Annotated in this window: 14 protein-coding genes; 8 read left to right on the top strand and 6 right to left on the bottom strand. The window is 69.2% G+C overall.

Translation table 11 applies throughout. The features are described 5' to 3' along the window. Nucleotides 1-52: 52 nt before the first annotated feature. The 5 genes from MARPU_RS10435 (at nucleotide 53) to MARPU_RS10415 (ending at nucleotide 11,446) form a co-directional block, all read left to right on the top strand. Nucleotides 53-1,108, top strand: a complete 1,056-nt coding sequence (locus MARPU_RS10435; protein WP_005223382.1) for an efflux RND transporter periplasmic adaptor subunit — start codon at nucleotides 53-55, stop codon at nucleotides 1,106-1,108. Beyond that, a complete protein-coding gene (locus tag MARPU_RS10430; RefSeq protein ID WP_005223383.1) occupies nucleotides 1,105-4,161 on the top strand; it encodes an efflux RND transporter permease subunit in 3,057 nt (1,018 codons plus the stop codon). The genes MARPU_RS10435 and MARPU_RS10430 overlap by 4 nt, the downstream gene beginning before the upstream one ends. 368 nt (nucleotides 4,162-4,529) lie before the next feature. Continuing rightward, nucleotides 4,530-5,975: a glycosyltransferase family 2 protein gene (locus MARPU_RS10425; RefSeq protein ID WP_005223385.1), complete on the top strand. Its 1,446-nt coding sequence runs from the start codon at nucleotides 4,530-4,532 to the stop codon at nucleotides 5,973-5,975. A 133-nt stretch (nucleotides 5,976-6,108) separates the two neighbouring features. Beyond that, entirely contained in the window at nucleotides 6,109-10,014 is a 3,906-nt protein-coding gene (gene purL, locus MARPU_RS10420; protein ID WP_005223387.1) for a phosphoribosylformylglycinamidine synthase, read from the top strand. Between the two features lie 187 nt (nucleotides 10,015-10,201). Then, complete coding sequence (locus MARPU_RS10415) at nucleotides 10,202-11,446, top strand: pectin acetylesterase-family hydrolase (RefSeq protein ID WP_005223389.1); 1,245 nt, start codon at nucleotides 10,202-10,204, stop codon at nucleotides 11,444-11,446. A 42-nt stretch (nucleotides 11,447-11,488) separates the two neighbouring features. On the opposite strand, the gene MARPU_RS16740 is transcribed toward MARPU_RS10415, so the two are convergent. From MARPU_RS16740 to MARPU_RS10395, 3 genes are all read right to left on the bottom strand, one after another. Beyond that, nucleotides 11,489-14,887: an AAA family ATPase gene (locus tag MARPU_RS16740; RefSeq protein WP_005223391.1), complete on the bottom strand. Its 3,399-nt coding sequence runs from the start codon at nucleotides 14,885-14,887 to the stop codon at nucleotides 11,489-11,491. Beyond that, nucleotides 14,884-16,083 (bottom strand): hypothetical protein, encoded by a 1,200-nt coding sequence (locus tag MARPU_RS10405; RefSeq protein WP_005223394.1) that lies wholly within the window; start codon nucleotides 16,081-16,083, stop codon nucleotides 14,884-14,886. The genes MARPU_RS16740 and MARPU_RS10405 overlap by 4 nt, the downstream gene beginning before the upstream one ends. A 578-nt stretch (nucleotides 16,084-16,661) precedes the next feature. Continuing rightward, entirely contained in the window at nucleotides 16,662-17,591 is a 930-nt protein-coding gene (locus tag MARPU_RS10395; protein WP_005223396.1) for a LysR substrate-binding domain-containing protein, read from the bottom strand. A gap of 130 nt (nucleotides 17,592-17,721) precedes the next feature. Here MARPU_RS10395 and MARPU_RS10390 point away from each other — a divergent pair, with 130 nt between their 5' ends. Then, the gene (locus MARPU_RS10390) at nucleotides 17,722-18,627 is read left to right on the top strand and encodes a thioredoxin (protein WP_005223397.1); all 906 of its coding nucleotides are present in this window, start codon (nucleotides 17,722-17,724) and stop codon (nucleotides 18,625-18,627) included. Between the two features lie 117 nt (nucleotides 18,628-18,744). On the opposite strand, the gene MARPU_RS10385 is transcribed toward MARPU_RS10390, so the two are convergent. Beyond that, on the bottom strand, nucleotides 18,745-19,464 hold the full coding sequence (locus MARPU_RS10385) for a hypothetical protein (protein WP_005223400.1): 720 nt from the start codon (nucleotides 19,462-19,464) through the stop codon (nucleotides 18,745-18,747). Nucleotides 19,465-19,477: 13 nt separating this feature from the next. Continuing rightward, on the bottom strand, nucleotides 19,478-20,032 hold the full coding sequence (locus tag MARPU_RS10380; RefSeq protein WP_005223402.1) for a cyclin-dependent kinase inhibitor 3 family protein: 555 nt from the start codon (nucleotides 20,030-20,032) through the stop codon (nucleotides 19,478-19,480). 378 nt (nucleotides 20,033-20,410) lie between these two features. Here MARPU_RS10380 and MARPU_RS10375 point away from each other — a divergent pair, with 378 nt between their 5' ends. Continuing rightward, nucleotides 20,411-21,376, top strand: coding sequence for a thiamine pyrophosphate-dependent dehydrogenase E1 component subunit alpha (locus tag MARPU_RS10375; RefSeq protein WP_005223404.1), 966 nt, complete (start codon nucleotides 20,411-20,413; stop codon nucleotides 21,374-21,376). A gap of 13 nt (nucleotides 21,377-21,389) precedes the next feature. Beyond that, nucleotides 21,390-22,367, top strand: a complete 978-nt coding sequence (locus MARPU_RS10370) for an alpha-ketoacid dehydrogenase subunit beta (RefSeq protein ID WP_005223405.1) — start codon at nucleotides 21,390-21,392, stop codon at nucleotides 22,365-22,367. A gap of 124 nt (nucleotides 22,368-22,491) precedes the next feature. Here the strand turns inward: MARPU_RS10370 and MARPU_RS10365 are convergent, their stop codons facing one another. Next, nucleotides 22,492-22,944, bottom strand: coding sequence for a VOC family protein (locus tag MARPU_RS10365; protein ID WP_005223407.1), 453 nt, complete (start codon nucleotides 22,942-22,944; stop codon nucleotides 22,492-22,494). Nucleotides 22,945-23,085: the final 141 nt, after the last annotated feature.

Here is a 23,085-nt window from a genome sequence, read left to right as displayed (position 1 = left end):
GTCCAGACCATAACCGAATCCCGTTCGGCGACGAACGGGTGGAGTCCCGCGAGTGCGTTATCTGATCCTTCCGCTGGCGCTGCTACTCGGTGCCTGTCAGCCCCAACCCTCCGGGAACGAAGCCGTCACCGAGGCCCCGCCTTGGGTGCTCGCGACCACCATCGAGCCCGCTGCGGGCACCGTCTGGCGACTCACCGGAAGCGTCCATGCCCGTCACGAGATCCCGCTGGCCTTTCGCATCGGCGGGGCGATCGTCCGGCGCGCGGTCGATGCCGGTGAGCGGGTCGAGGCCGGAGCGGTGCTCTTCACCCTCGATCCGGCCGATGTCGAGCAGCAGCGGGTGGCGGCCGAGGCCACGGTGGCCAGTGCCCGCGCCGAGACCGAGAACGCCGAGCGCGAGCGCGAGCGTCTCGCCGACATGCTCGAGCGCCGCCTGGCCAGCCAGCAGGAGTACGACCGCGCCGAGACCGCCGCGCGCGCCGCGCGCGAGCGACTGGTGGCCGCCGAGGCGAGCCTCGAGCAGGCGCGCAACGCAGTCGGCTATGCCGCCCTGCGCGCGCCTACCAGCGGCGTGCTGATCGCTGTCTCCGGTCAGCCGGGACAGGTGGTGGCCGCCGGCGAGCAGATCGCAGTGCTCGCCGAGGACGGCGCGCGCGAGGCCGTGGTCGAGGTCCCCGAGGACCGGCTCGAGGCGCTGCCCGAGCACGCCGAGGCGCGGCTGCTCGGCGTGAGCGCGGGCTTCGATGCCGAGTTGCGCGAACTGGCCGGGGCGGCCGACGCTGCTACCCGGACCTGGCGCGCCCGCTATCGACTGATCGAGGGCGCCGCGGCGCCGCTCGGCGCCACCGTCACCCTGCGCTTCACCAGTCCGCTCGACGCTGCCGCGGGCCTGGTGGCGCGGGTGCCCCTGGGCGCCGTGCTCGAGCGCGGTCGCGGCGCCCAGGTGTTCCGGATCGACGGCGATCAGGTGGTGGCCGAGCCGGTGCGGGTGCTGGGGCTGTTCGACAGCGGGGTGGAGATCCACACCCGGCTCGCCCCCGGGACCCCGATCGTCGCGCTCGGGGTCGATCGGCTCGAACCCGGTCAGCGGGTGCGGGTGCGGCCATGAGCGAGGGACGCTTCAACCTCTCCGCGCTCGCGGTGCGCGAGCGCTCCGTCACCCTGTTCTTCATCCTGCTCACCGCACTGGTCGGGCTGATGGCCTTCCTCCAGCTCGGTCGCGCCGAGGATCCCGCCTTCACCGTGCGGGTGATGGTGGTCTCGGCGCAGTGGCCGGGGGCGAGCGCGCGACAGATGCAGGATCTGGTCGCCGAGCCGCTGGAGAAGCGCATCCAGGAGGTCGCCTACTTCTACAAGGTCGAGACCACCGCGCGACCGGGGCGCGTCGACCTGCTCGTCGAGTTCCAGGACTACACCCCCTCGGAGGAGATCCCGGAGCTTTACTACCAGGTACGCAAGCGGATGCAGGACGCCGCCCCGAGCCTGCCCGCTGGGGTGCGCGGTCCCTTCGTCAACGACGAATTCTCCGATGTCTACTTCGCCCTCTATGCGCTCTCGGCGCCGGGGCTCGAGCCGCGTCTGCTGGTGCGCGAGGCCGAGCGCGTGCGCGACCGCCTGGCGCGGGTCGAAGGGGTGCAGAAGGCGCGGCTGCTCGGCGAGCGCCCGCAGCGCTTCTTCGTCGAGTTCGATCACGCCCGGCTGGCCAACCTGCAGCTCACCCCGCAGGCGGTGATGGACGCGCTGCAGGCACAGAACCAGTTGCTGCCGGCCGGTTTCGTCGAGACCGAGGGGCCACGCCTGGCGCTGCGCCTGGACGTCGGGCTGCGCGACCCGGAGGAGATCCGTCGGGTGCCGCTGCGCGTCGGTGGCCAGCTAGTCAGCCTCGGCGAGGTCGCCGAGGTGCGCCGCGGCTACGAGGACCCGCCCGCGTACCTGGTCCGCGCCGGTGGCGAGGACGCGGTGCTGCTCGGGGTGGTGATGCGTCGCGGCGAGAACGGGCTGGAGCTGGGCGCGCGGCTCGATGACTTCGTCGCGCGTCTGGAGGCGGAGCTGCCGCTCGGCATCACCCTGACCCGGCTGACCGACCAGGCCGACGCCATCGCCCACGCCGTCGACCTGTTCCAGATCAAGTTCCTGGTCGCCGTCGGCGTGGTGATGCTGGTGAGCTTCGTCGCCCTCGGTTGGCGTGCCGGACTGGTGGTCGGTATCGCCATCCCGCTGACCCTGGGGCTGACCTTCCTGCTGATGCTGATCCGCGGCATCGATCTCGACCGGGTCTCGCTCGGCGCGCTGATCATCGCCCTCGGGCTGCTGGTCGATGACGCCATCATCGCCATCGAGATGATGCTGGTGAAGATGGAGGCCGGCTGGGACCGGCTGCGCGCCGCCGCCCACGCCTGGACGGTGACCGCCGCGCCGATGCTCAGCGGCACCCTGGTGACGGCGATCGGCTTCGTGCCGATCGGCTTCGCCCGCTCCGGGGTGGGGGAGTACGCCGGCAACATCTTCTGGGTGCTGGCCTTCGCGCTGCTCGTCTCCTGGCTGGTGGCGGTGACCTTCACCCCCTACCTGGGCTCGCTGCTGCTCGCCGACCCCAGGCCCGGCACGGGCCATGGCGAGGGCTACAACGGCCCGCTCTACCAGCGGCTGCGCGCGCTGATCCGCCGCTGCGTGGGCCACAAGCGGCTGGTGGTCGGCTTCACCTTCGCGCTGCTGGCAGTGGCCGTCGCCGGACTCGCCGGTCCGGTGCAGAAGCAATTCTTCCCCAGCTCGGACCGCCCCGAGGTGCTGGTCGACATCTATCTCCCCGAGGGCAGCAGCATCGGCGCGACCGACGCGGTGACCCGTCGTGTCGAGTCGGTCTTGGCCGAAGCACCGGGGATCGCCTCGGTGTCGAGCTATGTCGGCGCCGGTGCGCCGCGCTTCTTCCTCGCGCTCAACCCCGAGCTGCCCAACCCGGCCTTCGCCAAGCTGATCGTGGTGGCCGAGGACGTCGCCGCGCGCGATGCGCTGATCGCGCGGCTGGAGTCGCACATCGCCGCCGGCGACTTCCCCGAGGCGCGGGTGCGGGTGCACCGGCTGCTCTACGGCCCGCCGGTGATCTGGCCGGTGACCTTCCGCGTCGTCGGTCCCGACCCGTTGCAGCTGCGCGCGCTGGCCGACCGGGTGCGTGCCCTGGTCGCGTCCGACCCGCACACCCGCGGCGCCCATCTCGACTGGGACGAGCGGGTGCCGGTGGTACGTCTCGCGCTCGACCCCGACCGGCTGCGACTGATCGGGCTGACCCCACGCGAGATCGCCCAGCAGATGCAGTACGCGCTCACCGGCATCGTCGCCACCGAGATCCGCGAGGACATCCGCAACGTCTCGCTGGTGCTGCGCGGCAGCCAGGACCAGGCGGTGCGGGCCGAGGCGCTCGCCGACCTCACCCTGAAGACGCTCGACGGGCGTACCGTGCCGCTGGCCCAGGCCGGCAGCCTCAGCGTCGGCTTCGAGGACCCGGTGCTCAAGCGCTACAACCGCGAGCCCTTCATCGCGGTGCAGGCCGAGGTGAGCGGCGCCCAGCCGCCGGACGTCACCATGGCGATCTGGTCGCGACTGGCCGAGCTGCGCGCGACCCTGCCGCCGGGCTATCGCATCGACATCGGCGGCGCGGTCGAGCAGTCGGCCAAGGCCGACGCCTCGATCCAGCGGGTGCAGCCGATCATGCTGGCGCTGCTGCTGATCGTGGTGATGCTGCAGATGCGCAGCTTCTCCGGCACCCTGATGGTGGTAGCGACCGCACCGCTGGGGGTGATCGGCGCGACCCTGGCGCTGTTGGTCGGCGATCGTCCGTTCGGTTTCGTCGCCCTGCTGGGGATGCTCGGGCTGGCCGGTATCCTGATGCGCAACACCCTGATCCTCGCCCAGCAGATCGAGGTCAACCTCGCCGCAGGCATGGCCCGCGCCGACGCGGTGATCGAGGCCACGGTGCGTCGCACCCGGCCGGTGGTGCTCACCGCCATCGCCGCCATCCTCGCCTTCCTGCCGCTGGCCACCGACACCTTCTGGGGACCGCTGGCCTATGTGTTGATCGGCGGCATCCTGGTCGGTACCGCCATCACCCTGCTGTTCCTGCCGGCGCTCTACGCCCTCTGGTTCCGGGTGCGGCTGGAGGGGTGAGGGAGGTCGCCAGCGACCAGCCGTCAGCGGGTTGAACCGCAAAGCCGCGAAGGGCGCAAAGGGGAATGAGCCGCCAGCAACCAGCCGTCAGTGGGTGCGGACCCGCGCCGCCTGTGGCCTCACGCCGACATCACACATCATTCACTTCGCGTGCTTCGCGGCTTTGCGGTTCAATCCTGGCCGCTGGCCGCTGGCCGCTGGCCGCTGGCCGCTGGCCGCATTGCGTCCGTCCCGCGAGGGCGTAGAATCCCACATCGATCCCAGTGATTTTCCCGCGCCGGTGTCCGCGTGACGCCGCGACCTCGCTGTCACCCCGACGTCCACGGCGTCGGGGTGGTGTTGTTGAAGCCTGACGGATGCCGACCGCTATGACCGCACTGGAATGGTTGCTCATTCCGCTCCTCGCGCTCACCCTGGTGGTGCTGACGCTGTTCTCCGCCAATCTGGCGACCCTGAGTCTGGCGCGGCTGCTCGCGCCGCGGCGAGCGCTCGCCAGCGCCGCGCTCGACCCCGAGCGGCTGCCCGAGGTGCTGGTACAGTTGCCGCTCTACAACGAGGGCGAACTGATCGGCCCGCTGCTCGAACACATGGCCGCACTCGACTGGCCGCGCGAGCGGCTGCACGTGCAGGTGCTCGACGACAGCACCGACGACTCGCTGACGCTCAGCGAGCAGGCGGTGGCCCGCGCCCGCGCTGCCGGGCTGCGCGTCGAGCTGATCCACCGGCGTGAGCGCACCGCCTTCAAGGCCGGCGCCCTGGCCGCCGGACTGGAGTGCTCGGAGGCGCCGCTGGTGGCGATCTTCGACGCCGACTTCGCGCCGCCGCCGGACTTCCTGCGCCGCACCGTGGCGGTGCTCGAGGCCGACCCGGGGCTGGCCTATGTGCAGACCCGCTGGGCGCATCGCAACCGTGATCACAGCCTGCTCACCCGGGTGCAGGCGCGGTTGCTCGACGCCCACTTCCGCGTCGAGCAGGAGGCGCGCTGGCGGCTCGGGCTGCCGGTGCCCTTCAACGGCACCGGCGGGGTGTGGCGCCGCGCGGCGATCGAGTCCGCCGGCGGTTGGCACGGCGACACCCTCACCGAGGACCTCGACCTGAGCCTGCGCGCGCACCTGCGCGGCTGGCGCTCGGCCTTCCTCGGCGGGTTGGAGGTGCCGGCGGTGCTGCCGACCTCGACGCGCGCCTGGCGCGCCCAGCAGTTTCGCTGGAGCAAGGGCTTCGCGCAGTGCTTCCTCAAGCTCGCCCCGATGGTCTGGTCGAGCCCGCGTCTGGCGCCGTGGCAGAAGCTGCTGATCAGCCTCGAGCTGGCCCAGCCGCTGGCCTTCCTGCTCGGCTCGCTGTGCCTGCTGATGGGCCTGCCGTTCATCGCCGGGGCGGCGGTCGGCGGGCCGCTGCTGGGCACGGTGGCGATCACCGCCTCGGTGCTCGGGCTGGTCGCGCCGGTCGGCTTCCTGCTGCTCGCCGGTCACGCCGGCGGGGTGCGGAAGACCGCGCGCGAGGTCGCCGGTGCCCTGGTGCTGACCAGCGGCTTGCTGCTCTCCAATGCCCGCGCTGGGGCCGAGGCGCTGCTCGGCCATCGCAGCGAGTTCGTCCGTACCCCGAAGCGTCAGGGCGGTCCCGGCGCGCGCCGGCGCCAGTGGCGCGGTGGTCTGCCGGAGCTCGCCGCGGGGCTCGCGCTGCTCGGTTTCGTGCTGTTGCAGCAGCCCATCGCGGTGATCTATCTGCTGGTGGTGATCGGGGGGCTGCTCGGGGTCGGCGTGCTGCAGCTGCGCGATGCGCTGCAGCTCGGTCGGACCGGCGAACCCGGCGCCTGAGGCGCACTCCGGCAAATCGGCGGCAAGGACGTCATTCGGGGCGAAAATCGCGCCCCGGGTGGCGATTTTTGGGGCCTTGGTCAAGTATCATGTTCGGTCTTCGCTTGAAACCCGAACCATGAGCACATTGCCAATGCTGGTCCTCCGTGGCGCGCCCGCCCTTTCCGATCTCCGTCTACGCAAGCTCGCCGAGCGGCTGAGCGAGCATACCGCCCGCCCGCTGCGGGTCTATGCCGAATACGTCCATTTCGCCCAGCTCTCGCGCCCGCTGGACTGGTCCGAGCAGCAGGTGCTCGAACGCCTGCTGAGCTATGGGCCGAGCCTGCCCCAGCACGAGCCCGAGGGCGCGCTGGCGCTGGCGGTGCCGCGCCCCGGCACCATCTCGCCGTGGTCGACCAAGGCCACCGACATCGCCCACAACAGCGGGCTGGTGGCGGTCGAGCGCATTGAGCGCGGCATCGCCTACTACGTCACCCTGGAGGACGGCACGGCCCCCGAGGCGGCGCTGCTGGCGCGCGCCGCCGAGCTGCTCCACGACCGCATGACCCAGGTGGTGCTGGGCGCGCTGGAGGAGGCCGAGCAGTTGTTCGTGCGCGCCGAGGCGCGTGCGCTGCGTCGCGTCGACCTGCTCGGCGGCGGGCGCGCGGCGCTGGTCGCGGCCAACACCGAGCTGGGGCTGGCGCTCTCGGAGGACGAGATCGACTATCTCGCCGAGAGCTTCGGTGCGCTCGGGCGCAACCCCAGCGACGTCGAGCTGATGATGTTCGCCCAGGCCAACTCCGAGCACTGTCGTCACAAGATCTTCAACGCCGACTGGACCATCGACGGCGAGGCGCAGCAGCGCTCGCTGTTTGCGATGATCCGCAACACCACCCAGTGCGCGCCCGAGGGCGTGCTCTCGGCCTACAGCGACAACGCGGCGGTGATCGAAGGCAGCATGGGGCGGCGCTTCCTCGCCGACCCCGACAGCGGCGTCTACGGCGCGCACGCCGAGCCGATCCACGTGCTGATGAAGGTCGAGACCCACAACCACCCGACGGCCATCGCCCCCGATCCCGGCGCGGCCACCGGCTCCGGCGGCGAGATCCGCGACGAGGGCGCCACCGGCCAGGGCTCCAAGCCCAAGGCCGGGCTGTGCGGCTTCTCGGTCTCCAACCTGCGCATCCCCGGCTTCGAGCAGCCCTGGGAGGTCGACCACGGCAAGCCCGGGCGCATCGTCTCGGCGCTCGACATCATGCTCGAGGGGCCGATCGGCGCGGCGGCCTTCAACAACGAGTTCGGCCGGCCCAATCTCGCCGGCTACTTCCGCACCTACGAGCAGACCGTCCCCGGTCTCGCCGAGGGTGAGGACGAGCTGCGCGGCTATCACAAGCCGATCATGATCGCCGGCGGGCTCGGCAACATCCGCGCCGAGCACGTCGACAAGCAGTCGTTCCCCGCCGGCACCCCGCTGATCGTGCTCGGTGGCCCGGCGATGCTGATCGGGCTCGGCGGCGGCGCGGCCTCGAGCATGGCCACCGGCGCCTCGGCCGAGGACCTGGACTTCGCCTCGGTGCAGCGCGCCAACCCCGAGATGCAGCGCCGCTGTCAGGAGGTCATCGACCGCTGCTGGGCGCTCGGCGAGGACAACCCGATCCTCTTCATCCACGATGTTGGCGCCGGCGGGCTGTCCAACGCGCTGCCCGAGCTGGTGCACGACGGCGAGCGCGGCGGGCGCTTCGAGCTGCGCGAGGTGCCCAACGCCGATCCCGGCATGTCGCCGATGGAGATCTGGTGCAACGAGGCCCAGGAGCGCTACGTGCTGGCGGTCGACGCCGCGCGGCTCGAGCGCTTCCGCGCCATCTGCGAGCGCGAGCGCTGCCCCTACGCGGTGGTCGGCGAGGCGACCGCGTCCGAGGCGCTCAAGCTCGGCGATCGTCAGCTCGAGGACACCCCGATCGACATGCCGATGTCGCTGCTCTTCGGCAAGCCGCCGAAGATGCACCGCGAGGTCAGCCACGTCAGCCCGCGCCGCGCGCCGCTCGACACCGCCGCGATCACCCTCGACGAGGCCGTCGAGCGGGTGCTCGGCCTGCCCACGGTGGCCGACAAGAGCTTCCTCATCACCATCGGTGACCGCAGCATCACCGGTCAGGTGGCGCGTGACCAGATGGTCGGTCCCTGGCAGGTGCCGGTGGCCGATTGCGCGGTGACCCTGAGCGACTACCAGGGCTACACCGGCGAGGCGATGGCGATGGGCGAGCGCACCCCGCTGGCGCTGCTCGACGCCCCGGCCTCGGGGCGGATGGCCGTCGGCGAGGCGCTGACCAACATCGCCGCAGCCGACATCGCCCGTATCGGCGACATCAAGCTCTCGGCCAACTGGATGGCCGCCGCCGGTCACCCGGGCGAGGACGCACGGCTCTACGACACGGTGCGCGCCGTGGGCCTGGAGCTGTGTCCGGCGCTCGGCATCGCCATCCCGGTCGGCAAGGACTCGATGAGCATGAAGACGGTGTGGCAGGGCCCCGAGGGCGAGCGGCGCGAGATGACCGCGCCGCTGTCGCTGATCGTCTCGGCCTTCGCCCCGGTGCGTGACGCGCGCACCACCCTGACCCCGCAGCTGCGCACCGACCTCGGCGACACCGAGCTGCTGCTCGTCGACCTCGGGCGGGGCGCCAACCGGCTCGGTGGCTCCTGTCTGGCGCAGGTCTACGGCCAGCTCGGCGAGGTCGCGCCCGATCTCGACGACCCGGCGCTGCTCAGCAGCTTCTTCGCCGCGATCCAGACGCTGCGCGCCCAGGGTCACCTGATCGCCTATCACGACCGCTCCGATGGCGGTCTGCTTGCCACCCTCGCCGAGATGGCCTTCGCCGGGCGTTGCGGGCTCGATATCGATCTCGCGCCGCTCGCCGGCGACGACCTGGCGGTGCTGTTCAACGAGGAGCTGGGCGCGGTGGTGCAGGTGCCTCGCGCGGCGCGCGCCGCGGTGCTGGCCGAGTTCGAGGCGGCCGGCCTGGGCGACTGCGTGACCCGTCTCGGCGCGCCCTCGGTCGATGGTCGGGTGCGCATCCGGCGCGGCGAGCAGACCCTGTTCGCCGCCACCCGCGCCGAGCTGCAGCGCACCTGGTCGGCGACCAGCCATCGCATGCAGGCGCTGCGCGACGACCCGGAGTGCGCCGACGAGGCCTATGCGCGCATCGCCGATGCCGCCGATCCCGGTCTCAACGCCAGCCTCGGCTTCGACCCGGCCGAGGACCTCAGCGCGCCCTATATCGCCCGTGGCGCGCGCCCGCCGATGGCGATCCTGCGCGAGCAGGGCGTCAACGGTCAGGTGGAGATGGCCGCGGCCTTCCATGCCGCCGGGTTCGAGTGCGTCGATGTCCATCTCTCCGACGTCGTTGCCGGGCGCGCCGAGCTGAGCCGCTTCCGCGGTCTGGTCGCCTGCGGCGGCTTCTCCTACGGCGACGTGCTCGGCGCCGGCGAGGGCTGGGCTAAGACCATCCTCTTCAACGCCCGCGCCCGCGATCAGTTCCAGGCCTTCTTCGAGCGCGCCGACACCTTCGCCCTGGGGGTGTGCAACGGCTGTCAGATGCTCTCCAACCTGCACGAGTTGATCCCCGGCGCCGGTCACTGGCCGCGTTTCGTGCGCAACCGTTCCGAGCAGTTCGAGGCCCGCACCCTGATGCTCGAGGTCGCCGCCGACACCCGCTCGGTGCTGCTCGCCGGCATGGCCGGCTCGCGGATGCCGGTGGCGGTGGCCCACGGCGAGGGACGCGCCGAGTTCCGCGACGAGGCCCATCTCGCCGCGGCGCGTGCGGCGGTGGCGGTGCGCTACGTCGAGAACGACGGTCACGTCGCCGAGCAGTACCCGGCCAACCCCAACGGCTCGCCCGAGGGCATCGCCGGCCTGACCACCAACGATGGCCGGGTGACCATCATGATGCCGCACCCCGAGCGGGTCTTCCGCACCGTGCAGCACAGCTGGCACCCGGATGGCTGGGGCGCGGATGCGCCCTGGATGCGGCTGTTCCGCAACGCCCGGGTCTGGGTCGACTGACCCGCGAGCGCGTCCGCCGCTCGCGGCGGGCGCGGCGTATCATGACGTCTGGATGACGCGGCGCGTCTCGGTGCGCCCTGTCGATGTCTTCGCCCCTGTTCGATGGATCGGGGGGAGGGAAGCGGGAGATGGCGTCCGGCCGTCGGGCGCGTCTCCCTGGATCGTGATCACATTGAGGTGATGCCCCATGGATGTCTCCAGACTGACCCTGTGCTCGCTGCTCGTCGCCGCCGCGCTCGCGCCTCATGCCGCGAGCGCCGACGACTGGCAACGGATCGATGCCGCCGCGCCCTTCGTCGACGCCGACGGGGTGTTTCGCACCCCCGCCTGTTCCGGTTCGCCACGGCTGGAGGAGGGGGAGGTGGTGGCCACCGACACCGACTACGCCTTCTTCGTCCGCGATGGTGATCCCGAGCGGTTGCTGTTGTTCTTCGACGGCGGTGGCGCCTGCTGGGACGCTGGCACCTGTATCGACGCCGCGCTCGACGGCAACGTGCTCTACTTCCCCGAGGTCGACGAGACCCCGGACGAGCTGGCCGGTTTCGGCGGGGTGTTCGATCTCGACCGCACCGACAACCCGTTGCGCGATCATCTCCAGGTCTATCTGCCGTACTGCACCGGTGACCTGCACCTGGGCGCGCGCGACACCAGCTATCCGCTGCCCGACGGTGGCGACTGGACCATCTATCATCGCGGGCACGACAACGTCATCGCGGTGCTCGAGTACCTCGCCGACTATTACGCCAACGAGGTCGGAGAGCCGCCCGAGGAGATCGTCCTGGTCGGCGCCAGCGCCGGCGGCTACGGCGTGCTCTACAACTATCCCGCGCTCGCCCGGCGCTTCCCCGGGGTCGAGCGGATACGGGTGTTGGTCGACTCGTCCAACGGGGTGATCTCCGAGGACCTGTTCGAGCGCGCGCTCGAGGCCGACGGGGTGTGGGGCGCGCAGGAGAACCTCGACCCCGAGATCGCCTCGGCCTTCGACGACGGCGCCGGGCAATTGGTGCCGGGGCTGTTCAACACCCTCGGCTGGCAGTACCCGGACGCCCGTTTCGGCCAGTACACCCGCGCCTATGACGCGGTGCAGGTGCTCTTCTTCAACGTCTCCTCCAACCTCGGCAATCCCGAGCGCTGGTTCGATCCGGTCTATCTGCTGCTCTCCGGGCTGGAGTGGACCACCCGCGCCCGCGCCTCGATGTGGGGTACCGCCTTCACCACCTGGAACTACCGCTTCTACCTCGCCCAGGGGCAGACCCACATGGTCTCCTTCTACGACGACTTCTTCAACGAGGACAGCGCCGGCGGCATCGAGTTGAGCGACTGGTTCGGCGACATGATCGAACGCCGCTGGACCTTCGGCAGCGATTGGCGCAACGCCAGCTGCGTCCCCGCCTGTCTGCCGCCCGAGGGGCTCGACCTGTCCACGCTCTAGCCTGATCGCCCCCGGCGCCGCGCGGCGTCGGGGGCGAACCTGTTAGGGTCGGTCGCCCAACCAGCGGATGGGGCCGTCGAAGACCTCCCGGCGGATCGATAACTCCTCGGTGATCGGGGTGTCGTCGATCATCTTCACGATCCCGCTGGTCCTGTCCAGGGTGAGCGTCGCCCGGAAGAGTGCGCTCCCATAGAGGATGGTCCCGGAGTAGCGCCCGCTGTCGGGCGTGTCCGTCGGCTCGGCGGCCCACGGGGTGAACCCGTCGAGGGGCGGCAAGGGGGCGTCCATGACGGCACAAAGCGTCTCGACGCTCTCGACAACCTGAAAACGTCCTGCGTCCGCTCGCAGCATGGAGCAATAGAATCGTGCATATTCCTCGGCGGCCGTGCTGTCCGTCAGACGCAGCTGTCCCGCTGAGACGAGTGCGTAGACGGTCGTGCTGGTGCCGTCTACAAGGGTGAGCTGGTCATCCGTGGCCAAGAGGTCGACCGCCCCGATGCGCTGGCCCTCTTGCACATGGACCTGATGCAGCCGCCAGGGGCTGAAGCCGAGGTCGCGGCGCTCGATTGCGATGACGCGCAGTTCGGGCCGTGCCAGCAGTCGCGCGCCGTCCTCGCTGCGCTCGGCGAGCAGGGTGAGTACGGCCTCGGCCTCGGTCCGATCCAGCGTTTTCCAATCACCGGACAGCAGGCGGGCCGCGCGGTGTCGAGGATCGATCGGGCGTGGCGATAGCCGTGCCGCTGGGTCGAGCGTGTCCGGCGGGGGCGGCGGGGCTTGCCACCGCGCGTGCGACCGCTCCGTCTCGGCCTCTTGTGCGAGTCTGTGCGCAACCGTCTGCAGCAGGGCCTCCATCTCGTGGTCGATCTCGTCCGGCTCGGTCTTGAAGAGGTTGACCAGCCAGGGTTCGAGCAACTGCCGCTCCTCGCGCGCCAGCCCGAGCAGGATGCGCCGGTCGCGACTGGCCTTGTAGTCGGCGCTGGCGGCGAGCAGTCGCAGCGGCAGCGCGAGCGCCTCGATGTCGCCGGCCAGTTCGTGCCAGGTCTCGACCCAGGCACGGGCGGTCTGATCGGTGATCCAGTCGACGGCGAAGCGGCGTGCGCTACGCACCAGGGCCTCGCCGAGTTCGGGCAGTCGGTCGTGTCTGCCGAAGAGATCGAGCCAGGTGCTGATGAAGCGGCGCCAGATGTGCGGGCCCTGGGTGCGGAGGAGGAGCCAACCGACGATACCGAGATCGCGGGCGGACCAGTCGGCTGGGGGCGGCTCCCTCAAGACGGCATCGAGTTCGTCGATGCCTGTCTCCCAACGGTCGAGCCACATCAGGGTGTCGGCATGGAGGAGACGGCGCCGGTAGTCCCAGGCGGCGGTCGGATATGGCTGTTCCAGTCGCTCCAGCGCAGTGGTGTGATGACCTGACCATACGAGATGGATGGCGAAATAAAGGCGGCGGCGCTGGCCCTCGCCGTCGAGTTCGAGCGCGCGCGTGCCGCTCTCCAATGCGCCTTCGAGATCTCCGAGCCCGTATCTCGCGATGCTGAGATGGGTCTGAACTTCGGCCTCATCCGGCATCAAGGCTGCCAGACGCTCGCACATGCGATGGATCAGCCGATACCTTCCCTGTTCCTGCAGCCAGCCGAGCAGATTGCTCCAAGCCTCCATGCGGTGTGGCGCCAGCTCCAACGTCTTGTGATAGGCGTGGAGTGCGTCCCTTTGTCGATCGAGGGAGTACAGATAGTTTGCGCGCTGGTGCCAGTCCGCCGCGTGCTGCGGCTCGCCTTTCAGTTCCATCGACTTCTGGAGATGCTTCCGCGCCTCCGTGTGTCGTCCGGCTCGCTGTAGGTTGTAGGCATGGTTACGGTTGAGAACGGGATCGTCTGGTCTCAGTGCGAGCGCCTTCTCGCTGGCGCCCAGCGCCGCTTCGTGACGACCGAGCTGGGACAATATGACGTCTTGTTCATTCCAACCGTGATGGTCCTCGGGGTCGAGCGCGCTCACCCGCTCCCAGCAGGCGAGCTGCTCGTCGAGTGGGCGCTCGAGCAGCGCGAGACAGCGCGTCTTCTCCCGCCAGTAGTCGGGATTGTCCGGGTCTCGCTGGAGGGCGCACTCGGTCTCTGCGAGGGCGCCCTCGTGATCGCCCCGTGACAGATGACTGGAGATCGAGCGTGTGAAGATCGAGCATAGCGGGTCCTCGTCATTGGCCGCCTGGAGGGCGGCTGCCTCGAGGTGCAGGCTCTCCAGCTCGCCGGCGCTCGCGCGTCTTGCCAGGGTGTCGAGTTCGCGGGGCGAGAACCAGATGCGCAGGAATTCGATGAAGAACGGGATGGTCTGGCCGCGTTGCTCCTTCACCTCCAGGCAGAGCCGCATCAGCGGTTCGCGCAACTCGTAGTAGTTGGAGCGACCGATCGAATCGGCCTGGATGACATAGCCGAGGTCTTCCAGCTTGCCGAGCTGGGTCGAGATGGTCTGGGAGCTGGTCATCACCTGGCGGGCGATCTCCTTGACCGGGGCGGCGCGGCGCAGCCGGCGCAGGGTGTCGAGGATGGCGCGCTGCAACGGGGCGAGCTGGAACATCCGCGACTGGTAATAGGGTGTCAGCTCGTCCAACAGCTTCATCAGCGGCGTGACCAGCTCGTCGAGCGAGTCGCGGGTCAGGAAGTCGTGGAAGATGGTGTAGACGCGCGGGTTGCCGCCGGCCAGATAGTGCAGCGCGCGCACCCGCGCCAGGCCCAACGGGCTCCAGATCTGGTCGGCGAGCGCCGGGTCGTTGGCGTATTCGGCGAGCCGGGCGAGCAGGGTCGCGGCCTCGTCGACCTCGAAGGGGCGCAGTCGCTGCTCGCGGAAGAAGCCGTAGAAGGTCTTGCTGCGCTCGGTCAGGGCCTCGGTGAGACTGGTGGTGGTGGCGAGGATGCTGGTGTTGCCGTGGTTCTGGATGAAGGCGCGCAGCTGCTTCTGGCCTGCGTCCTTCAAGGCGGTGAGCAGGTCGTCGAGGTTCTCGACGATCAGCAGCAGGGTACGCCCGTCGAGACATTCGAGCAGGCGTTGCTCCAGCGCCCCCGTCTGCTGCTCGGTGGGGAGATCGAGCGCGTCGTCGAGCCGCTCTTCCAGCCAGGCGAGATCCGTCTCGTCCTGACGTAGCTGGCGCAGGATCAATGCCAGCAGGGTGGTGTAGCCGGTGATGTAGGGATCCTCCGGCAGCCAGGCGATCCGCAGTCGGGCGGCGAGCCCGGTATCGGCGCGGAGGCGGTGGTTGAGCAGGGCGATCAGATGGGTCTTGCCGATGCCGCGCGGTCCGATCAGCAGCTGTTGGTGCTTGTTAGCGGTGGTGGCACTCTCGCCGATGTTGCGCATCAGGCGTTGCGCCAGCCTCTCGCGCACCACGAACAGGGCTTCCAGGGTACTGGGTTCGCTGAGGCTGGGGGTGAAGCTCGAGTGGAAGCCGCTCATGAGTCGATCCCGAGGTCGAGCCGCCACCAGCGGCGGATGAGATCGAGGGCGAAGCGATAGCGGCCCTCGGAGTCCTGCTCCAGGTAATGATCGCGCTGCATCAGCTTGACCAGGTCACGTAGCCCCTCGCGCTCTCCCTCCAGGAGACGGCGCGCGGTATCGGTGAGGCGCTGGTGACGAACATCGAGTCGCTGGTGGAGGTCGTCGAGGCTGAGCGGTTGGTGCTCGGCCAGGGTGTCGAGCATGGCGCGTACGAGTTCGGCGCGTGCGCCGTAGTAGGTGCCGAGCCGACTTCGAAAGTGTTCGAGTTGCCAGCTGTCCTGCGGCTCGGTCAGCGCGCGGGCGACGATCTGCTCGACCCGTTCCGGGGTTGCCACGTTGTCCTCGTCGGCGAGCGTGGCGACGACATGGTGGATGTAGTAGGGCACGTGGTCGACCAGTCGGGCGATGAGGGCCGCGGCGTGTTGTCTGTCCTCGACCCGGAGTGCCTCCCCCTGCAACAGCTCGGCCGCGAGTCGGGTCGCTTCGAGCGGGGCCAGGGGAGGGACCGTCAGGGTAAGCATGTCGTTGAGCGGTGCGTGCGGATAACCCGTCTCTCGCAACCCGGCGAGCACATGGTGCAGCCCGATCGAGCCGGTGTAGACCATCCGCAGCCCCGGGGCTGTCTGGCGGACGGCGCGCAGGGTGTCGAGCAGGTCGACGGCGGCGGGCCGTCCCTCGGTGTCGATGATCTTCTGCAGCATCCAGGGCAGTTCGTCCCAGATCAGCACCAGACGTCGCCCCGTGTCGACCTCGGCCAGCCCTGCGAACAGCTGCTCCAGGACCGTCTTCCAGTGTGGTCGACTGTGTTCGGGCAACTTCAGGATGCCGGCGATCTCGGTGCCCCCGAGCCTGGTCCAGAGTTCTCCAAGCCGTCTCTTCGCCTTTTCGGTCGTGCCCAGGGATGTCTGCAGCCCTTTTGCCAGGTGTTCCGTGAACTCGTTGGGGTGGCTGAGGCCCTCAACGTCCATGTCGAGTACGTCGAGCCCCTCGGGCGGTTCCGCCGCCATCTTCTTGATGACGACGGTCTTGCCCATGCGTCGCTCGGCGTTGAGCACGATGCTCTGTCGCTCGAGCGTCGACCAGAGGCGCTCGATCAGTCGATCCCGCCCGATCACGTCCTCGGGGGCCAGAACCCCGCCCGGATTCGCTTTCATCGCCTCACCATAAACGAGTCAGAAATAACGTACGTTAAATTTAACTCGTATTTTTCATGATGCAAGTCAGTGGCGATGACCGTCTTGGCGTGTTGCGCCTCCATCCTCGTCGCCACTGTGTGTCGCGCGCTGGCGGCGGTTCTCCGCCCTGTTCTCGATCCGTACTGAGATGATCGCCAGCTTACAGTCCTGCTTCTCGATGGTCTCGGATGAGGGAGCGCTGCAGCCGATGCCGGGCCGGGCTGAGGCTCGTCCGGTTGCGGTTCGGGTGTGCTGGGCGCGTTGGGGCGCGGTGTGGTTGCCAGGGCTGATGGGCGCGGCAAGCTTCTCCGGGACGGGAGACACATGATGCGTCAAACGACTACCGGCCGAGCACCGTCAGCGTGAGGCCGATGAGTCCGAGCAGGGAGATGGCGCGACGGCGCAGCCGCCCGATCTGCTGCGAGTGGCGGGCCGGTGTCTCTTGGTGACTGCCACGGGAGGATCGGCGCGCTGTCGCGGTTCGCATCGAGGCGCTCGAATGATGAGCCGGTCGGCGCGCCTCGTGCTCCCGATGAGCGGTCGCTGCCTGCTGGGACCTAGCCGTCGCCGGGTCTCATCGTCTCCAGGCGCTCGGGCAGATGCTTTACCAGATAGTCGATCAGACTGCGCACCGATGGCAGCATACCGCGCGGACTGTGGTAGAGCAGATAGATACGGTGCATCGAGCCGCTCCATTGCGCCAGGATCTGGGTCAGGGTGCCGGCGCGGACCGCCGGGGCGACAACCGGCTCCGGCAGCAGCGCGACCCCGAGTCCTCGGCAGACCACCTCGTGCAACAGTCGCATGTCGTTGGTCTCGACACGCGGTGCACACTGAAGCGTCAGCCGCTCGTCGTCCGGGCCATTGAGCTGCCAGCGCGTGCGACCGTCGATCGATTCCTCCGAGCGACAGAGAATGTCGTGGGTCGACAGTGCCTCCGGCCTCGTGGGTCGACCACGCTGTTCGAGATAGGTCGGACTGGCGACCAAGATCCTGCGTGCGTCGGCCAGTGGTCGGGCCACCAGACCGAGCGTCTCGTCGACCGGATCACTCGGACGCAGCGCCAGGTCGAAGCGCCCGTCGAACAGGTCGACCACGCGATCGGTGGACTCCACCACCAGCTTGACCTTGGGGTGCTCGGCCAGATAGTTCGCCAGGACCGGGGCGAGATAGCTCTCGGCCATCACCTGCGGGGCGGTCAGACGCACCGTCCCTGAGGGTTCGCGGCGCAGGTCGGCGACGCTCTCGTAGGCGTTTCGCGCGCCTTCCACCGCAGCCCGACAATGGGCGTGGAACCGCTCTCCGGCCTCGGTCAGCGCGATACGCCGCGTCGAGCGATGCAGCAGTCTTACGCCGAGGCGTGATTCCAGCGCCGCGACCCGACGGCTCAGCCGGGTCTTCTCGATCCCGGTGGCGCGGGCGGCGGCGGAGAAGCCATGGTGTTCCACCACGGAGGTGAAATAGACCAGGTCGTTGAAGTCGTCCACGGCTGATTGGTGCTCTGGCGCAACAGTCTTTGGCGATCCCACATCTTATCATCGCCACGGCGCGGCAGTACCCTGGCTCCAGCATCACCCCGGCCCCAGGCCGCTCTCAGCCATTCATGAGGTTCCTCCGATGACAGACCAGCCGACCCTTGAGATCCTTGCCTTCACCGATCCGGTCTGCACCTGGTGCTGGGGAGTCGAGCCGGTGCTGCGCGCGCTGCGGATCGGTTATGGCGATCAGCTCCGCATCCGTCCGGTGATGGGCGGGCTGGTCGAGGACATTCGCACCTTCTATGACCACGCCAACGCCATCGGTGGCGATCCCGAAGAGGCCAACGTGGCGATCGTCGCCCACTGGCTGGATGCCTCGGCACGTCACGGCATGCCGGTGCGGACCGAGGGCTTCCGGTTGTTCAGCGCCGAGACGGTCTCGACTTATCCGCAGAACATCGCCTACAAGGCCGCCGAGCTGACCGACCCGGAGCGGGCGCCGCGCTATCTGCGTCGCCTCCGCGAGGCCTCCGCCACCGAGGCGCGCGAGACCGGTCGGCGCGAGGTGCTGATCGAGCTGGCAGCCGAGGTCGGGCTCGATCTCGCGACCTTCATCGGGCGTCTGGAGGACGGCTCCGCCGAGTACGCCTTCCGCGCCGATCTGGCACTGACTCGCCGAGCCGGGGTGCACGGTTTCCCGAGCTTCCAGCTCGTCTTCGGCGAGCGCACGCTGTCGCTGCGCGGCTATCAGGGCTTGGCGAACATGCGCGCGGTGATCGAGAGCCTGAGCGAGGGCGTGCTGCGCTGGCGCTCGCCGCGCGGTGGCGCCGAGGGGCTGCTTGAACTCATCCACACCCTTGGGCGGATGGCCCCGGTCGAGTTGGCCACCATCCTCGACCTGTCTGCACCGGAGCTGGAGCGCCATCTCGTCGCGCTGGAGGAGGCCGGATCGATCCGGCGCGTGACCGTGGGTAACGGTTGCCTTTGGGAGGTTAGCGATGGCGGTGCCGGATGTGATCCGGCCGCTGGTCTCTGTGCAGCCTGACCGGGAGCGTCCTGTCACTCCTTGGGAGATGAGCGCGGAATGAGGTCGGGGCGGGCGCGATGATCGTCGGTGTCGCGGCCGGGTCGAATCGGCTGGCGGGGCGATGGCCGACCTCGGTCAGGTTGTCGGTGCGCACGCCGCTTCGGTTGATGCCATCGCAGTCAGCCGGGCGGCCATGTCCGCCTTGCGTGCGATCATCTTGTCGGCGAGCTTGTGGCTGCCGCCGCCCTCGTCGATGACGGCGCGGATTCGCGCATCGGGAATCCGCATCACCACCGCGATGGCCGTGGCGATGTCTTCGGCCCGCATGTCGCCGAAGAGCCTGACGGCGTGCGGGTTGTCCGCGTCACCGCGCAGCACGTCGAGTTCGTCCACCCGGGTGCCGAAGGCCCTGCCCTTGGGGTCGCCGTGGGCGCGGAACGACAGCGCGCCGCCGAGGTCGAGCGTCAGCACCCGGTCGTCGACCACGCCCTGGTTGTCGCCGTCGAAGCCGGCGGCGTCCCAGTTGGCCGTCCAGGCGTGCACGCCGAACCAGCGCTGGGCCTGTCTGCGCTCGTGCTCGCTGAGGTGGGCCACGCAGCGCTTGTCGAGTTCGAGCCATTCGGTCGCGACCTGGTCGGTCCGCGTGGTGCGCACATAGGTCAGGGTCGGCGCCCCGGTCAGCGCATAGAGGCGGGCGGCGAGCATCTCGTTGCGCGCGTGCATCGGCGACTCCAGCGTCTTGACGTAGTAACGCCGTCCGTCTGCGTCCTGGAAGAGCCCCGCGGGGTTGGTGCCCAACTGGTCGCCGATGCGTTGCATGGTGTCGGTATCCATCGCTGCTCTGGTGGAGATCATCGCGGCTCCTGGTTCAGTCGATGGCTCGGGTGCGGCGCACCAGGGCGAGTTGCGAGGAGGTTTCGATGGTGCCCTTGCGTGCGCCACGAACCTCGCGGATCGCCGTCTCGGGTTCCATGCCCAGCTCGACGAGCAGACGGGCAGCGATCATGCCCGCCCGGCCCAGCCCACCCCGGCAGTGCACCAGTACGGCCTCGCCATCGCGGAGCCGCTGGCGGATCTCGGGGCCGTGGATGAGCCACTGGGTCTCGAAGGCCGGAGTCGGGGTCGAGTAGTCGGCAATCGGCAGATGGCGCCAGTCGATCCCTCGTCGCCGCACCGCCTCGCCCAGATCGGGCACCTTGAGCGTCACCAGCTCGGCGGGCTCGACCAGCGTCAGCACCAGGGTCGCGCCCCAGGCGACGATGACGTCGAGATCGGTGGCGAGGTCGCGTCGCCAGGCGCCGGTGTGGGCGAAGGGGTCCTGCTTGCCCGGACAGAAAGTGATCCCGATCCGGCCGTGTGAGGGGCTCGCTCGGACCTCGGCAATCTGCAAGGGATGCGTCTGGCTGGTCCGGGCCACTGACATAACATCATTCGATGCGGGGGTGAGGGACATGGGCATGGCAGTTTAGCAAAGCGTCGGGGCAGGCTCCTCCCGCAGTCGCGCACCGCGATGGCGGCGTTCCTGCTGGCTCGGCGGGCGGCGTGTCCGCTCCTGGTGGATCGAGCGCACCAGTCGTGGGTTGATTGGTGCGTCAATGCAACAGTCCTTGGCGATTCTGCTGTCTTATCAGAGCAGGGGAGTCGGGATAAGCTGATCCCAGGTCCGAGGTCGCATGGCCGGTCCCTGGCGTACGGTCGTTGCTGGGGGTCAGGATCTCCATCCTCGCCATAGGTCCCGGAGATCGGCGCGGGCAACCGGCTGATCGCGGGGCGGCGACGAAACGTTTAGAGAGTGTTGCACATGACCGTTTCCACCCAGCAGAGGCTCGAGATGCTGCGCACCATGCTCCTGGCGCGGCGTTTCGAGGAAACCCTGACCGAGCTGTGCCAGCAGCCCGGCAAGATCCACGGCATGATGATTCTGGCGACTGGGCAGGAAGCGGTCGGCTCGGGGGGCTGTGCCGCGCTGTCGCCCGAAGACGTCATCGTCACCAACCATCGCAGTCATCATCACCTGCTCGCCCGCGGGGCCGACCCGAAGGCGCTGATGGCCGAGATCTTCGGTCGGCGCACCGGTTGCAACAAGGGCAAGAGCGGCACGCTGCACCTCGCGGTACCCGAGGTCAACGCGCTCTGCACCACCACGGTGGTCGGCGGCGGCTTCCCCATCGCCACCGGGCTGGGCTTCGCCCAACAGTATCGTGGCGAGGCGGCGGTGACGGCCTGTTTCTTCGGCGATGGGGCGACCAGCGAGGGCTCCTTCCACGAGGCGCTCAACCTCGCCGGGCTCTGGCACCTGCCGGTGGTCTTCGTGTGTGAGAACAACCGCTATGCCGCCGCGCAGGGTTACGACGAGCACACCCCGATCGAGTCGCTGGCGACCCGCGCCGATGCCTACGGCATGCCGGGCGAGCAGATCGACGGCAACGATGCGCCGGCGGTGTTCGAGGCCACCCGGCGCGCCCGCGAGCGCGCCCTGGCCGGCGAGGGGCCGACGCTGATCGAGTGCATGACCTACCGCTGGCGCGGTCACGGCGAGGGTGACCCACAGCGCTACCAACCTGCCGAGGAGATCGCTGCTTGGAAGGCGCGCTGTCCCATCGAGCGGTTGAGTGGGGCGCTGTGTGAACGCGGCGAGCTGTCCGCCGCAGTGCTTGGCGAGATGCGCACCGAGGCGGCCGAAGTCGTCGCCGAGGCGGTGCGTTTTGCCGAGGAGAGCCCGTGGCCCGAGCCGCACGAGGCGCTCGACGATGTCTGGGTCGCGTGAGGGGGAGGTGACGATGCAAACACTCGGAATGGGCCAGGCGGTCAATCAGGCGCTGCGCGAGGAGATGGCGCGCGATTCACGGATCTTCCTCGCCGGCGAGGGCATCGGGGTCGGCATCCACGACAGCCCGATGATGCCGACCGCGGGGCTGCTCGAGGCCTTCGGTCCCGCGCGGGTGAAGGACACTCCGGTCTCGGAGGCGGCGATCGCCGGGCTCGCGGTCGGCGCCGCCGCCGGTGGGCTGCGCCCGGTGGTGGAAGTGATGTTCAATCCCTTCTTCACCCTGGCCTCGGACATGATCATCAACCACGCCGCCAAGCTGCGCTATCTCTCCGGCGGCAAGACCCGCTTCCCGCTGGTGGTGCGGATCAAGAGCGGCGCCGGTTTCGGTGCCGGTTGCCAGCACTCGCACAACCTCGAGGCCTGGGTCGCACACTGTCCGGGGCTGAAGGTGGTGATGCCCGCCACCCCGGCCGACGCCAAGGGGCTGCTGAAGTCCGCCATCCGTGACGACAACCCGGTCATCTTCATCGAGGACATGGGGCTCTACTTCGCCCCGGACGCGGTACCGGAGAACGATTACACCATCCCCATCGGCAAGGCCGACATCAAGCGCGCCGGCACCGATGTCACCGTCGTCACCTGGTCGAAGATGCTCGGTGTCGCCATGCAGGCGGCCGAACAGCTGGCCGGCGAGGGCGTCGATGTCGAGGTCGTCGACCTGCGAACCCTGACCCCATTGGACAGCGAGACCATCCTCGCCTCGGTACGCAAGACCGGACGTCTGGTGGTGCTGCACGAAGCGACCCGCACCGGCGGTTTCGCCGGTGAGGTCGCCGCCGTGGTCATGGAGCAGGCCTTCGCCGACCTCAAGGCCCCGCTGCGCCGGGTCACCGGCCCGGACATCCCGGTCCCGGCCAGCCCGCCGCTGGAGCAGTTCTACATCCCCGGCGCGGGGCAGGTGGTCGCGGCGATCCGCGAGATCGTCTGACTCCGACCTCGGAGGCGCTCCGTCGTCTCCGGGTGTCGTTCGCTCCCGTCCATGGGTGCCCGTATACGCATGCGCCGCGCCGTCGACGACCAAGATCGTCGACGGCGCGGTGCTTCGTTCTGCCTCAGTCCTGCCACTTCTGGATCTCGATGATGTTGCCTTCGGGATCTTTGGCGTAGACCAGATGGATGGCGCCGACGCCACCGACATCGCCATGGACGGTCTCGCCGACGGTCGATCCGCCGTGATCGAGCACCTTCTGCAGACAGGCGTCGACATCGTCGACGGCGAAGGCGATGTGGCCGAAGCCGAAGGTGTTGATGGCCTTCCCCGCGTGCGTGTCCTGTTGATCGTATTGGAAGATCTCCAGTGTCGGACCGGTGTCGCCGAAGCCCGGCAGCAGCAGGTGGATCCCCTGTATGTGGACGGAGTCAATGGCGGTCAGGCGGTCGAGCCAGTCGCCGGACAGATCGCGCTCCGGTGGTTGTGGCGTACAGCCGAAGACGTTGGTGTAGAAGGTCGCGAGCCGCCTCCAGTCCTGGGCGACGATGTTGGTGTGGCTGAAGGTGATGCGCATGTCTCGTCGGCGGCTCCGGTGAGGAATGGATGAGTCCGTGGGCGGGTCTTGATGGATGCCCCAGGCCCTGAGCTTTCTTGCCTGGGGCGTCACTGTCAACAGACACGACGAGCATGACGCGCCGTGCGCCGTTCAGGCCCA

It is taken from the genome of Marichromatium purpuratum 984 (assembly GCF_000224005.2).
In the GTDB taxonomy this organism is placed as follows: domain Bacteria; phylum Pseudomonadota; class Gammaproteobacteria; order Chromatiales; family Chromatiaceae; genus Marichromatium; species Marichromatium purpuratum.
Note: the sequence above shows the minus strand (reverse complement) of the source record. Positions and strands in the feature narration are given on the sequence as shown.